We start from the raw sequence: 12,501 nt of genomic DNA on the forward strand, positions 1-12,501 counted from the left end.
CTTCTGAGCGGCAGCTGTTACGCGGTCGCCTCGACGACACGCAACGCCTTGGCGCGTTCCAGCGCATCCTTCTGAACGGCTTCCTGCACCTTTTCGAAGGCGCGAACCTCGATCTGTCGCACGCGTTCGCGGCTGATGTCGAATTCGGACGACAGGTCCTCCAGCGTCACCGGCTCGTCGGCGAGGCGGCGTGCCTCGAAGATGCGGCGTTCGCGGTCGTTCAGGACGCCCATGGCGCGCGCCAGCATGCGGCGGCGCGTGTCGAGCTCATCCTGTTCGATCAGCACGTCTTCCTGGCTGTCGTGGTCATCGACGAGCCAATCCTGCCACTGGCCGGAATCGCCTTCGGAAGCCTTGATCGGCGCGTTCAGCGAAGCGTCGCCGGAGAGGCGGCGGTTCATCGAAACGACCTCTTCTTCCGAGACGTTCAGCTTGGTGGCGATCTCGGTGACATGCTCGGGCTTCAGGTCGCCGTCGTCGATGGCCTGAATGCGGCCCTTCAGGCGGCGCAGGTTGAAGAACAAGCGCTTCTGGTTGGCAGTCGTCCCCATCTTTACGAGCGACCACGAGCGCAGGATATATTCCTGGATCGAGGCCTTGATCCACCACATGGCGTATGTTGCTAAACGGAAACCGCGTTCCGGGTCGAACTTCTTCACAGCCTGCATCAGGCCGACATTGCCTTCCGATACGACTTCGCCGATCGGCAGACCATAGCCGCGGTAACCCATGGCGATCTTCGCCACGAGGCGCAGATGGCTGGTGACGAGCTTATGCGCAGCCTGACGGTCGGCATGTTCCGCATAGCGCTTGGCGAGCATGTATTCTTCCTGCGGTTCCAGCATGGGGAACTTGCGGATCTCGTCGAGATAACGATTGAGGCCGGCTTCTCCGGCAGCGATGGACGGTAAGGTATTACGGGCCATGATTGTGCACCCTCCTATTCGAGATTTGGTTCCTTCTGGGGGCGTATTTTGCGCGCCTTCTGCGAAGCGGACCAAGGCGTACGGGTCCGAGGACCCCGCACTCAACCAATGTAAAGATAAGTACGGCGAAACGGTGATTCAAGGATGCGGTCACGCAAGTGTTATAGCGGCGTGACCGCAGGTCTCGCCGGAACATTGCCCTTGGGATTACCCTCCCGAATTGTCCGGTGCCATGTGGCGCGGCCATATCGACCTCCCAAACGCGGTCGCGTTTTCGGCCAGCACAGGCGCTCGGACTTCGGTCCTTCATACACGATATTATAGGGCGGGAGGGGGCTGGCGTCCAGTCATTGTGATGTTCGGCTATTCCCTGAGCGCCGCCACCAATTCTTCCATATCCTCAGGCAACGGCGCCTCGAAATGCATGACCTCACCCGTGCGTGGATGCTCGAATTGCAGCATATAGGCATGCAGTGCCTGGCGCGTGAAACGATGGACGGCCTGTTTTGCGGCTTCCGGCAGGAGATTGGCCTTGGTCTTGAAGCCGCCGCCGTAAACGGCGTCGCCGAGCAGCGGGTGGCCGATATGCGCCATGTGCACGCGGATCTGATGCGTTCGGCCGGTTTCCAGATGGCACTCGATCAATGAGGCGAGGGCGGTTGCGTCCGGTGTCTCATGGAAACGCTCCAGCACCTCGTAATGCGTGATCGCCTCGTCGGCATCCTGCGAATCCGGACGCTTGACGGCGCGGCGCGTGCGGTCGCTGCTCGACCGGCCGAGAGGGGCATCGATGGTGCCGACGAGCTGGCGGGGACGTCCCCAGACGATCGCCTGATAGGCGCGCTCGAGGGAAGTTGTCCGGCCGTGGTCGGCAAATTGCAGGGAGAGGTGCCGGTGGGCAACATCATTCTTGGCGACAACCATCACACCAGTCGTATCCTTGTCCAGCCGGTGCACAATGCCTGGGCGGCGGACGCCGCCAATACCGGAAAGGCTGTCGCCGCAATGGTGGATCAGCGCATTGACCAGCGTGCCCGTCCAGTTGCCGGCTGCGGGATGAACGACCAGCCCGGCCGGCTTGGAGATGACGATGACATCGTCGTCCTCATAGAGCACGTCGAGCGGGATATCCTCGCCCTGCGGCGTCGGGTCCTCCGGTTCGGGCAACGTGATCTCGTAGACGTCGCCAGGGCGCACCTTGCGCTTGGCGTCTGTTACCGCTGCGCCCTTCAGCGTAACGGCGCCATCCTTGATGAGTCCTTGCACGCGGCTGCGGGAAAATTCCTCGCCGATCTCGGCCGTCAGCCATGAATCCAACCGTCCTTCGGCATTTTCATCGGCGGTTAGGACTTTTCTATTGTCCGCGGCTTCTTTAAAGGGGTCGCTCAAACATATTCTCCGGCGCACAAAGCGCTCTACTGGAAGCAAGGACGCATCGATGACGAATCTCGAGCCAGACGATCAAGAGGAAAAGCCCCTCGATCCGGCCCTGGAGAAAGTCCGACGCAAGATGATCCGCCTGCAGATCGTCTCCGCGGCCGTCATGGTGGTGAGCCTTATGGCCGTGTTCGGCGCCGTTGTCTACAAGACGATGAAGCCAGCGGCGAAGCCCGCGGGGCAGGCGGCGTCCGGCATCCCGTCCGATGCCCCGGTTGCGGTGACGGCGTTACTGCCGGCGGGCTTCACGGTGCAGTCCACGGCGCTCTCGGGCAATCAGGTGCTGTTCTACGGTACGCTTGCCAGCGGCCAGCGTCAGGCTATCGTCTTCGACTATGGTATCGGCCGCATCGTGGCGACCATATCGCTGTCCAACTGATGGCATGACGATGACGAGCGCGCGGCTCATCGAGATTACGCATCCTGACGATCCGCGTATCGCCGAATTCCGCAATATCCGCGAACGCGATCTGACAGGTCGGGAGAACCAGTTCATAGCGGAAGGGACCGTCGTGCTGCGGCTTCTCGCCGGTGCGCATGCGGCAGCCGGGGATTTCCTCGCTGAGAAAGTGCTGCTGCTCAAAAACCGCGTGGCCGGGTTGAGCGATATCATCGACACCTTCCCAGCGGATGTCCCGATCTACGTCGCCGAAGCCGAGGTGCTCGATGGTATTGTCGGCTTCCATCTCCATCGTGGTGTTCTGGCCCTGGGGCGAAGAACAGCTGAAGACGAGACGAGCGGCCTATTCGACCGCCTCCCAAAGCAGTCGCTGGTGCTCGTCGGCTGCGGCATTTCCAATCATGACAATATGGGCTCGATGTTCCGCAATGCCGCGGCCTTCGGCGCGGCTGCGGTGCTGCTCGACGAAAGCTGTTGCGATCCGCTTTATCGCAAAGCGCTGCGGGTTTCGGTCGGATCGATCCTGACCGTGCCCTATCGCCGGCAATCAAGCGGCGTTCAGCTGCTTGCGGGGCTTGTCGAGCGCGGCTTTGCGATCTGGAGCCTGTCGCCGCGAGGGGCGGTCGATATTCGCGATGTCCCGGCTTCGGAGCGTATGGCGCTCGTGGTCGGCACGGAAGGGGAAGGCTTGCCGGAAAGCATTCTCTCCGCCTTCGGCAGTGTGCGGATTCCGCAGGCGCCGGGGTTGGATAGCCTCAATGTCGCGACGGCGAGCGGCATCGCCCTTTTCGAGATGGCCGCGAAGAACGGGCGCATCTGAGCGGGTTGCTCCCTGGAGCTTATGGATGCTTCGGCAGTATGGCGGCGACGCGGTCGGCTAGGCTGATGCGCGCGCCGGGTTCGGCGGGCTCCTGATCTTTCGGCAGGAGATCGAAGATCGGCGAGCCGTCGCCTTCCTTGAGTGCCGTCAGCGCCACCATGCTGGCGGCGATCTTGGCAATCTCCTCGCGCATGGCATCGTCATGCGCTGGCGTGCGGGCCTTCAGCAGGCGGTCCGATAGGGCCGCCGCACGATTGCGAACCTCTTCCGTCATCTGGGCGATTTCGTCTTCCACTTTTCGTTCCGGTTCCGCCATCTGCGGCGGCTCGCTTATGGTTCCTTGCTCACCGGCGCTGCCCGCAATTATCGATGCGGCAGCGAGTTTCGGCGTTCTTGTGGCCCTCTTCGGCGGTGTGAGGCCAGCGGCGCGCAGCGCCTTGCCGGCTTCCTTCGATTCCTTGATGGCAGCCTCCAGCCGCTCCCTCAGGCGAACGACATCCTGGGCGTGGCGTTCGATCGCGGTTTCCTTGTCGGCGCTGCCGGCAATCTCGCGGTTGAGGCGTTCCTCAAGCCGCTTGTTCTTGTCGCTTTCCTGGCGCAGCGATTGTTCGGCATCTGCGGCGCGCAGGCTTGCCGCATTCAGCTCCTGGCGCAGCGTATTGCGCTCGTCGCGTAATGTGTTGATGCGCAGCTTGAGACTCTCGATCTCGGTTTCGCGGGCTGCCAGATCGATCCTGAGATTGTCGGCATCAGCACCCATTTTCGTCATCCGTTTGCGCAGGCTGTCAATATCCGCCTCTTTCTCGGCGCTGGCCTGCTCGGCCGCGTGGATGCTCGATTTCAGCTGGCTGATATAGCTCTCTTCCTGGCGCAGACGCGAGCGCAGTTCGCCTGCCTCCACCTCCAGATCGTCGATGCGCGTCTGCAGCTCCCCGCTTGCGGCGGAGAGCCGGCTCGCTTCCTGCTGAAGTTTGCTATTCTGAATCTGCAGCGCAACGGTCTTGTCACGCTCCTGCGTCAGGGCATGTTCGGTCCGCGCGTTTTCGGCTGCGAAGAGCGCGCGCGCCATGTCTTTCTGCGCGCGCACTTCCTGCGGGCTCAAGGGCATGGTCGCCTTCAAGCGTTTCTCGGTGAACCAGACGATGCGACGATGGATTGCCGGCGCGATGAGAAAGACCAGTAGAGCGGCCGTCAGAAAGCCCAATCCGAACAAGAGAGCAAATTGAATCACGACGCAGCCAGTATCCTGGAGTTATGTTCGATATCGATAAAATGATTAATCATGGGTTAGCCATGCGGGCAAGCTTTTAACGCGGATATGGTTTATCGGCGCGGAGCCGGTTTTGCGGAAAGAAAAGGCCCGCAACTGAAGCGGGCCAAGGCGTGCGCTGCTTGGGAGATCGTATCAGAGGATCGGTTCAGAAAGGATTCCAGGTCGGGTTCGGCGTGACTTTGAGATAGCCCATGTTGATGCCGAGGCGTGCGCCAAGGCCGGTGCGGATCGGAACGAGCACGATGTTGTTGTTCTTCAGGACAGTCATGCCGAAGCCGGCAACCACGAATGCCTGGCCGCTGACGCCGCCGAAGCGGGTGTAGACGCTGTTGATGCTCGGCAGATCATAGACCAGCATCATGACGCGGGTGCCCTGGCCGCCGTAGTCGAAGCCGAGCGATGGTCCCTGCCAGTAGAGCGGATGCTCGCCGGCATTCTTGGTGTTGAGCTGGCCTTCGCCGTAGGTCAGGCCTGCGAGGAACGCGCCGGAACCTTCCTGACCGAGGATGTAGCCATTCGGCAGGCCATACTGCTGGAAGGCGCGCTCGACCACCTTGGCAAGGCCGCCGCTGGTGGAGCCGAAGAAGGAGTGGCCGGCATCGACGATTTCCTGAGCCGAATATTGATTGGTGGGCGCGGCAGCGGCCTGACGGGCCGGCAACGCGAAACTCACAAATGCGACAATGGCCAGAATCAGGCCGAGGCCGAGCGTTCTGGTGCCGGGGCTTGGCATTCTCTTCAGGAATTCATAGCGCATGGAAGTCTTCCGTTCATCATGGTCGGTGCAACAGGGACGAATAGGCGACGCATTCGCCTGAATGCGCCATGCATGGCACGCCCCCATTTTTTCAGACCATTTCGCCCATCTCTCGCAGGACGAATCGCGTGCGAAAAAGTCTGATGGTGATGAATGCATTTTGCGTCGATGGTCTTAACAATCGGTTTACCAAATATGGTGTCATTATGGCGCGCGGTACACTGGCTGCGAAACCCTCGAGCAACCTTACCGTGGCAAGGTGGAACTACTCGCTTTGCCCTGTCAGCATTCAGGAGACAATGAATGTCGAAAAATCCCAATCTCACTTTGACCGGACCGGATCTGGCCGCGCTGCTGTGCAGCCGCGTCTGCCATGACGTGATCTCGCCGGTCGGGGCGATCAACAATGGCCTGGAGCTGCTCGACGAGGGTGGTGCCGACGCCGATGCGATGGATCTGATCCGCACCAGTGCGCTCAACGCTTCCGTCCGCCTCAAATTCGCGCGTCTTGCCTTTGGCGCGTCCGGTTCGGTCGGCGCGTCGATCGACACCGGCGAGGCGGAGCGGGCCGCCAAGGATTTCGCCGCCGCCGAGAAGAAGACCGAGGTTAGCTGGGTCGGTCCGCGCGCGATCATCGCCAAGAACCGCGTGAAGCTGCTGCTCAATCTCTTCCTCGTTGCCTATGGCGCCATTCCGCGCGGCGGCAATATCGAGGTGACACTCGAAAATCCCGAATTCGAGGCAAAGTTCACGATCACCGCCAAGGGTCGGCTGATGCGAATACCACCGAAGTTCGCCGAGATTTGCTCCGGCACGCTGGAGGAAGCCATCGATGCTCACTCGATCCAGCCCTATTACACGGTGCTGCTGGCCGAGGAGAGCGGCATGGAGCTCTCCTACAATGCGACTCCGGAGGAATTAACCTTCGTAGCGACCATGGCTGCCCAAGCCGCGGAGTAAGCGGCTCGATTCATTGATGTGTTAGCCCGCAGTCGGTCATCGGCTGCGGGCTTATCTTTTCGTGTATCGAAAATTCTGTGCAATCTTTGAGTTGTCCGCTCAATTGATAATGTAGCGGTAACGAATCCTTAGCTTGCTGCTCCTATCGTTTCAATTTGAAGCCGGCATCGATGATGGCGGCTGATGCCAGGGAGCTCACACATGCAGCGGTTCATGATAACGGATACATCGGATGTCGTACGCAAGGTCGGCAAACGAATCCTGTCCGAGCTGGATTTTCTCGTGAGCGAAGCCGGAGATGCGCGCGAAGCGCTGATGCGCTGCCAGGCCGAAATGCCAGATTATCTGATCGTCGATGCCGGCATGGAAGGGGCACTCGAGCTCATCGCCAGCATCCGCGCCATGCCCGATGGCAAGGACGTAAAGATCTATTACTGCGTTATCGAGGCCGACCTTCGCAAGCTGATGGCCGGAAAGCGCGCGGGCGCAACGGATTTTCTGCTGAAGCCATTCGATCGCAAAATTCTTACGGCCATCTTCGGCAATCGCGCCGCGGCCGCCTGATTTCAACGAGACACATAGAAACAAGGATTAGCCGCCCTTCGAGGCGGCTATTATTTTGCGCTGCGCTGACGCCAACAAAAAATCCCGCCTCGAAAGGCGGGATTTCTGTGTGACGGCGGTAAAGGCGGGGAGGCGGCTCAGGCGCTTTCGGCGAAATCGCTGCTGTCGGGCTCGCGCAGCACATAGCCGCGGCCCCAGACCGTTTCGATGTAGTTGGCGCCGCCGGCGGCATTTGCCAGCTTCTTGCGGAGCTTGCAGATGAAGACGTCGATGATCTTCAGTTCCGGTTCGTCCATACCGCCATAGAGGTGGTTGAGGAACATTTCCTTGGTGAGCGTCGTGCCCTTGCGCAGCGAGAGCAGCTCCAGCATCTGATATTCCTTGCCGGTCAGATGCACGCGCTGACCGCCGACTTCGACGGTCTTGGCGTCGAGGTTGACGATGAGCTCGCCGGTCATGATGACAGACTGGGCATGGCCCTTGGAACGGCGGACGATGGCGTGGATGCGGGCGACCAGCTCATCCTTGTGGAAAGGCTTGGTCATATAGTCGTCGGCGCCGAAGCCGAGGCCGCGAACCTTGTCCTCGATGCCGGCCATGCCGGAGAGGATGAGGATCGGCGTCTTGACCTTCGAGAGGCGCAGCGTGCGCAGCACTTCGTAGCCGGACATGTCGGGAAGGTTGAGATCGAGAAGGATGATGTCGTAGTCGTAGAGCTTTCCGAGATCGACGCCTTCTTCACCGAGATCGGTGGTATAGACGTTGAAACTTTCGGATTTGAGCATCAGCTCGATGCTCTGCGCTGTCGCGCTATCGTCTTCAATGAGTAGAACCCGCATAATTGTCCCCTTTACCGCCGCCGAAAGGTCGTCAGCCCCTTAACGCGATACCGATCAAATCACTGCTTGATTTGGAAGCTGCCATGCAATGGTTAACAAATTCTGATTCACTCTGGCAAGTCGTATCGAATTTATTAAATAATTTTTCCATTGCACTGTTTTCCAACGACAATCAGTAAAATCGACTCCTAAAGTATTGCATTAACAACCAACGCCAAGTGATTCATCTGACTCACCAATGCCGACATGTCGAATTCCGACCACAACATTTACCGAGCCTTAAATCATTGCGCCTATCATTAACGATGCCCGTAAACGAAAGGTTACCAGCGGTAGGCTTTTATTAAGACCGCTGGAAATTTTTTTAACCAAGCCGTCTCAAAGCGGTTCGGCGAACGGGAATATCGAGAGCCGGGGTCTCGCATCACGGGAGTAATGCGTATGAAGTCACGTGAGAGCCTTGTTCGCCTGAAAGAGTTTCAGGTGAACGAAAAACGCCGTCAGCTGCAGCAGCTGCAGATGATGATGGCGGAATTTGACCGCATGACGAAGGAACTGGAAAGCCAGATCGTCGTCGAGGAGAAGAAGTCCGGCATTTCCGATCCGAGCCATTTTGCCTACCCGACCTTTGCCAAGGCTGCCCGCCAGCGTGCGGACAATCTGCAGGTGTCGATCCGGGAGCTGCAGGTTCAGGAAGAGGCGCTGGAAAATTCGCTTGAGGAAATGCAGGCCGAATATGCCAAGGCCGCAGCGCTTGAAGAGCGTGATGGTTCGGGTCCGGCGCGGGCACGCGCCTGAGATCGCAATTCCGTCTTCTCCTTCGGATCAAGCATGATTGCGTTCCGGTACGGAGCTTATCTTCGGAATGCGAAGAGTATGATGGAAGCGCATGAAGGCTGCGCATGACTGGCCGTGACGGGGCCGGCCATGCGCGGCTTTTGCGTTTTCGAAGATAATCCGACCGATTGGACGGATTTTGTCCCGCTTGGTCATGCGATGCGCGCGTGCGACGCGTGCTACCGTGCTTAAAGCACCGCGTTTTAGAGATTGACGACGTCGCGCCAGTCATCATGACGTTGCGCCTGAGCCTTGAAGAAGGGACAGAGCGGGATGATTTTCCAGCCGCCACGGCGCGCCTCTTCGACGGCGTGAAGCGCCAGCGCCTGGCCGACTCCCTTGCCACGCAGGGCATCCGGCACGCCGGTATGATCGACGATGATCAGCTTGGGAGACGTGCGGGAAAAGGTCATCTCCGCCTCGTAGCCTTCGACCGTTGCAACATAACGGCCGCCGGATGCATTGTTTTCGTTGCGGATATCCATGATTTTCTCCCTTGTCGCATCTGATGCAACGAGGATTGCATGTGCTCCGGCGTCTGCCAACCATCGAGATTGTTAACGGACCGTCTCCGTTTAGGTTGATGTCGAAAATACGGACCGGCCAAGCCCTTTAGCGTAGGCGAGGCGAGCAATGCGCGGGCGCCTTTCAATAAAATAATTCGGGCCTCTTTCGCAAGAAAAGAGGCCCGAACACAAAATGGAATAAAGGTGGTGCTGTCGCTGCTGTCAGTGGCGATACTGCTGTATGCGGGTCGTCCGGAGGCCGGCAAGGCCATGGGTATTGATGGACGACTGCCAGGAGAGGAACTCTTCGACGGTCAACGTATAACGTTCGCAGGCTTCTTCCAAGCTGAGCAGACCACCACGCACGGCGGCGACAACCTCAGCTTTACGACGAATGACCCAGCGGCGCGTATTCGGCGGCGGAAGGTCTGCTATCGTCAGCGGGCTGCCATCGGGGCCGATGACATACTTCACTCGGGGACGTATCATTTCGGTCATTGGACTCTCTACACACACTCAAGACCACGTGTGGCACTCTAGCTTGCCACATTTAAAAATTGCCTAAGCACATGGTAAGACTTTGCTAATAATTTTAATCAATGTGGCGAAGTGCTGATTTGCGTATGTTTCGCCTGAGAAAAATGCGCAAAAGCCCCTGTTATTTCAGGGAAAATCGCATTCATTCTATGATTTTTTGTCAGTGAAAACTTACGCTTTCGGGCCGAAATTAGCCGGTCCGCTCCGCTACTGGCGCGCTCAAGAAAAGCTGCAGGAATTGTTTTTACTTGCAAAAATAAACTTACGCCGAGACGCCGTGCTTCTGTCCGCCCCAGCAGATGAAGTGCGGATTGGCGAAGTCGGCGTCCGCATACTGGTCGGTCTTGCCGTAGGTCAGAAGGCCACCCTCGACTGTGACGGTCTTGCCGCCCGCCGCCCGCAACACGGCATCGCCGGCTGCCGTATCCCATTCCATGGTCCGGCCGAAACGCGGATAGACATCTGCCTTGCCCTCAGCGAGCAGGCAGAATTTCAGCGACGAACCGATCGATGTACAGCCGGAAACCGCATTGTCGGTGAGAAAGCCTTCGGTTTTCGCATTGCTATTGCAGCGGCTGGCAAGCGCCGTCAGCTTGGCCGGCGGTTCACGCACCGCAATATTGACGCGGCTGGTAATGGTAAAATACTTGTCCACCATCAGTTTGCGCGCCTTGCCGGGCTCGCCAGTAAAGGCGACGCCGAGCGCCGGTGCGTAGACGATGCCGATGAGGGGAATACCGTCTTCGATATAGGCGATGTTGACGGTGAATTCATCGCGATGCTCGATGAACTCTCGTGTGCCGTCGAGCGGGTCGACGAGAAAGAAGGCGCGGCCACGCACATCCGGAATCTTGCCGGCTGAAACCTGCTCTTCGGCAATGGCCGGGATATGCGGAAAATCGCGCTCGAGGTGTCTGAGAATGATGTGTTCGGCCCGCTCGTCGGCCAGTGTGACGGGGCTCATGTCCTGCTTTAACGCAACGGAATAGCCGGCACGATAGACCTCCAGGATGGCCTTTCCTGCCTCGAGTGCCGCCTTTTCAAATGTTGCAAGCATGTGCTTCTTCGTCTTCCGCGCGCAGTCCGCGCCTAAACTCTCCGGACATTATATATAAGAATATATAAGAAGTTGCGATTGCGAAGTTTAGACTTCCTATGCCCCGGCTTTCCTGGCCATAGCGCTTGAGCGAGGGTTTAGCAACAGCGGCCCGGAAGGCAGGTCTTTTGGCAGGCCGGCCATGTATTCCCTTCCGCAGCAGATACCGTCCATCACTGCGCATTCGGAAAAGATCATGTTCTGTTTGCGAAGCTTTTTCGCTCTTTCGGGACTTGTCGTTTTTATTGCATATGCGAATGTGCGGCCGGGTAGTGATCAGGATGAATGCATGCGTTATTCGGCTTATCAGCTTCTAAAACAGGCGTTTTCAGGCAATCGCCATTGGCAGCCGGTGTGGCGGACGCCGGAGCCGAAACCACATTATGACGTGATCATCGTCGGCGGCGGCGGACATGGCCTGGCAACTGCCTATTACCTCGCCAAGGAATTCGGCATTACCAACGTCGCGGTGCTGGAAAAGAGCTACATCGGCTCCGGCAATGTCGGCCGTAATACGACGATTATCCGCTCCAACTATCTGCTGCCCGGCAACGAGCCTTTCTATGAATTCTCGATGAAGCTCTGGGAAGGGCTTGAGCAGGATTTCAACTATAATGCCATGGTGTCCCAGCGCGGAATCGTCAATCTGTTCCATTCCGATGGCCAGCGCGATGCCTATGTCCGGCGCGGCAATGCCATGCGCATGCATGGCGTCGATGCCGAACTGCTCAATCGCGAGCAGGTCCGCCGAATGATGCCCTATCTGAATTTCGATCATGCCCGCTTTCCGATCCTCGGCGGCCTTTTGCAGCGCCGCGGCGGCACGGCGCGGCACGATGCGGTCGCCTGGGGCTATGCGCGTGGCGCCGACAGCCGCGGGGTCGATCTCATCCAGCAATGCGAGGTGATCGGCATTCGCCGCGACGAGGGCGGTGCTGTGACGGGGGTCGAAACCAACCGCGGCTTCATCGGCTGCAACAAGCTGGCGCTTGCGGCCGCAGGTCATACGTCGATTCTCGGCAATATGGCTGACCTGGAGCTGCCGATCGAAACGCATGTGCTGCAGGCTTTCGTTTCCGAAGGGCTGAAGCCTGTTATCGACAATGTCATCACCTATGGCGCGGGACACTTCTATATATCCCAATCCGACAAGGGCGGCTTGGTCTTCGGCGCCGATATCGATTACTACAGCTCCTATGCGCAGCGCGGCAATCTCGCCACCGTCGAGCATACGATGGAGGAGGGGGTGGCGCTTATCCCCGGTCTGTCGCGCGTGCGCGTGCTGCGCACCTGGGGCGGCGTGATGGATATGAGCATGGACGGCTCGCCGATCATCGATCGCACGCCCATCGAAAATCTCTATCTGAACTGCGGCTGGAACTATGGTGGCTTCAAAGCGACGCCCGCCTCCGGCTTCTGCTTCGCGCATCTGATCGCGAGGGGCGAGAGCCACGATGTCAGCCGCCTTCTGCGGCTTGACCGTTTCGAGCGCGGCTTTGCGATCGACGAAGGCGGCAAGGGTCCGCAGCCGAACCTGCATTGAGGGCAC

The 12,501-nt window shown here is 58.9% G+C and carries 14 protein-coding genes; 6 read left to right on the forward strand and 8 right to left on the reverse strand.

Annotated elements, in window-relative coordinates; genetic code table 11:
- Positions 1 to 17 precede the first annotated feature (17 nt).
- The gene (gene rpoH, locus JJQ51_RS19000; protein WP_069611726.1) at positions 18 to 926 is read right to left on the reverse strand and encodes an RNA polymerase sigma factor RpoH; all 909 of its coding nucleotides are present in this window, start codon (positions 924 to 926) and stop codon (positions 18 to 20) included.
- Positions 927 to 1,289: 363 nt separating this feature from the next.
- Complete coding sequence (locus JJQ51_RS19005) at positions 1,290 to 2,315, reverse strand: RluA family pseudouridine synthase (RefSeq protein WP_113351614.1); 1,026 nt, start codon at positions 2,313 to 2,315, stop codon at positions 1,290 to 1,292.
- A 49-nt stretch (positions 2,316 to 2,364) separates the two neighbouring features.
- Here JJQ51_RS19005 and JJQ51_RS19010 point away from each other — a divergent pair, with 49 nt between their 5' ends.
- Both JJQ51_RS19010 and JJQ51_RS19015 read left to right on the forward strand, forming a co-directional pair.
- Entirely contained in the window at positions 2,365 to 2,742 is a 378-nt protein-coding gene (locus tag JJQ51_RS19010; RefSeq protein ID WP_092712079.1) for a hypothetical protein, read from the forward strand.
- A 10-nt stretch (positions 2,743 to 2,752) separates the two neighbouring features.
- Positions 2,753 to 3,583, forward strand: coding sequence for a TrmH family RNA methyltransferase (locus tag JJQ51_RS19015; protein ID WP_113351655.1), 831 nt, complete (start codon positions 2,753 to 2,755; stop codon positions 3,581 to 3,583).
- A 19-nt stretch (positions 3,584 to 3,602) separates the two neighbouring features.
- Here JJQ51_RS19015 and JJQ51_RS19020 read toward each other — a convergent pair whose 3' ends face one another.
- A complete protein-coding gene (locus JJQ51_RS19020) occupies positions 3,603 to 4,814 on the reverse strand; it encodes a hypothetical protein (protein ID WP_113351613.1) in 1,212 nt (403 codons plus the stop codon).
- 187 nt (positions 4,815 to 5,001) lie between these two features.
- Positions 5,002 to 5,613, reverse strand: coding sequence for a DUF1134 domain-containing protein (locus JJQ51_RS19025; protein WP_113330258.1), 612 nt, complete (start codon positions 5,611 to 5,613; stop codon positions 5,002 to 5,004).
- 303 nt (positions 5,614 to 5,916) lie between these two features.
- On the opposite strand from JJQ51_RS19025, the gene chpT reads away from it, so the two are divergent.
- Positions 5,917 to 6,573, forward strand: a complete 657-nt coding sequence (chpT, locus tag JJQ51_RS19030) for a histidine phosphotransferase ChpT (RefSeq protein ID WP_113351612.1) — start codon at positions 5,917 to 5,919, stop codon at positions 6,571 to 6,573.
- Between the two features lie 201 nt (positions 6,574 to 6,774).
- A complete protein-coding gene (locus tag JJQ51_RS19035) occupies positions 6,775 to 7,137 on the forward strand; it encodes a response regulator (protein ID WP_112334930.1) in 363 nt (120 codons plus the stop codon).
- Between the two features lie 137 nt (positions 7,138 to 7,274).
- Here the strand turns inward: JJQ51_RS19035 and ctrA are convergent, their stop codons facing one another.
- The gene (gene ctrA / locus JJQ51_RS19040; RefSeq protein ID WP_069611718.1) at positions 7,275 to 7,976 is read right to left on the reverse strand and encodes a response regulator transcription factor CtrA; all 702 of its coding nucleotides are present in this window, start codon (positions 7,974 to 7,976) and stop codon (positions 7,275 to 7,277) included.
- 441 nt (positions 7,977 to 8,417) lie between these two features.
- On the opposite strand from ctrA, the gene JJQ51_RS19045 reads away from it, so the two are divergent.
- Positions 8,418 to 8,774 carry a flagellar export protein FliJ gene (locus JJQ51_RS19045; RefSeq protein ID WP_075851407.1) on the forward strand — a complete coding sequence of 119 codons (357 nt, stop codon included), beginning with the start codon at positions 8,418 to 8,420 and terminating at the stop codon, positions 8,772 to 8,774.
- 242 nt (positions 8,775 to 9,016) lie between these two features.
- Here the strand turns inward: JJQ51_RS19045 and JJQ51_RS19050 are convergent, their stop codons facing one another.
- The 3 genes from JJQ51_RS19050 to cysQ all read right to left on the reverse strand — a co-directional run bounded on the left by JJQ51_RS19050 (position 9,017) and on the right by cysQ (position 10,913).
- Positions 9,017 to 9,298: a GNAT family N-acetyltransferase gene (locus JJQ51_RS19050; protein ID WP_113395470.1), complete on the reverse strand. Its 282-nt coding sequence runs from the start codon at positions 9,296 to 9,298 to the stop codon at positions 9,017 to 9,019.
- A 243-nt stretch (positions 9,299 to 9,541) separates the two neighbouring features.
- The gene (sciP, locus tag JJQ51_RS19055) at positions 9,542 to 9,817 is read right to left on the reverse strand and encodes a CtrA inhibitor SciP (protein WP_004107124.1); all 276 of its coding nucleotides are present in this window, start codon (positions 9,815 to 9,817) and stop codon (positions 9,542 to 9,544) included.
- 301 nt (positions 9,818 to 10,118) lie between these two features.
- Entirely contained in the window at positions 10,119 to 10,913 is a 795-nt protein-coding gene (cysQ, locus tag JJQ51_RS19060; RefSeq protein ID WP_183813725.1) for a 3'(2'),5'-bisphosphate nucleotidase CysQ, read from the reverse strand.
- A gap of 328 nt (positions 10,914 to 11,241) precedes the next feature.
- Here cysQ and JJQ51_RS19065 point away from each other — a divergent pair, with 328 nt between their 5' ends.
- Positions 11,242 to 12,495, forward strand: a complete 1,254-nt coding sequence (locus JJQ51_RS19065) for a sarcosine oxidase subunit beta family protein (protein WP_269245101.1) — start codon at positions 11,242 to 11,244, stop codon at positions 12,493 to 12,495.
- Positions 12,496 to 12,501 lie beyond the last annotated feature (6 nt).

It is taken from the genome of Rhizobium sp. AG207R, assembly GCF_027109195.1.
GTDB lineage: Bacteria > Pseudomonadota > Alphaproteobacteria > Rhizobiales > Rhizobiaceae > Rhizobium > Rhizobium dioscoreae.

Coding starts and splice junctions, on each gene's coding strand:
- JJQ51_RS19065 (WP_269245101.1), top strand. CDS start 11,242: ATGCGTTATTCGGCTTATCAGCTTCTAAAACAGGCGTTTTCAGGCAAT.
- sciP (WP_004107124.1), bottom strand. CDS start 9,817: ATGACCGAAATGATACGTCCCCGAGTGAAGTATGTCATCGGCCCCGAT.
- cysQ (WP_183813725.1), bottom strand. CDS start 10,913: ATGCTTGCAACATTTGAAAAGGCGGCACTCGAGGCAGGAAAGGCCATC.
- JJQ51_RS19015 (WP_113351655.1), top strand. CDS start 2,753: ATGACGAGCGCGCGGCTCATCGAGATTACGCATCCTGACGATCCGCGT.
- JJQ51_RS19045 (WP_075851407.1), top strand. CDS start 8,418: ATGAAGTCACGTGAGAGCCTTGTTCGCCTGAAAGAGTTTCAGGTGAAC.
- JJQ51_RS19035 (WP_112334930.1), top strand. CDS start 6,775: ATGCAGCGGTTCATGATAACGGATACATCGGATGTCGTACGCAAGGTC.
- JJQ51_RS19050 (WP_113395470.1), bottom strand. CDS start 9,298: ATGGATATCCGCAACGAAAACAATGCATCCGGCGGCCGTTATGTTGCA.
- ctrA (WP_069611718.1), bottom strand. CDS start 7,976: ATGCGGGTTCTACTCATTGAAGACGATAGCGCGACAGCGCAGAGCATC.
- JJQ51_RS19025 (WP_113330258.1), bottom strand. CDS start 5,613: ATGCGCTATGAATTCCTGAAGAGAATGCCAAGCCCCGGCACCAGAACG.
- chpT (WP_113351612.1), top strand. CDS start 5,917: ATGTCGAAAAATCCCAATCTCACTTTGACCGGACCGGATCTGGCCGCG.
- JJQ51_RS19010 (WP_092712079.1), top strand. CDS start 2,365: ATGACGAATCTCGAGCCAGACGATCAAGAGGAAAAGCCCCTCGATCCG.
- rpoH (WP_069611726.1), bottom strand. CDS start 926: ATGGCCCGTAATACCTTACCGTCCATCGCTGCCGGAGAAGCCGGCCTC.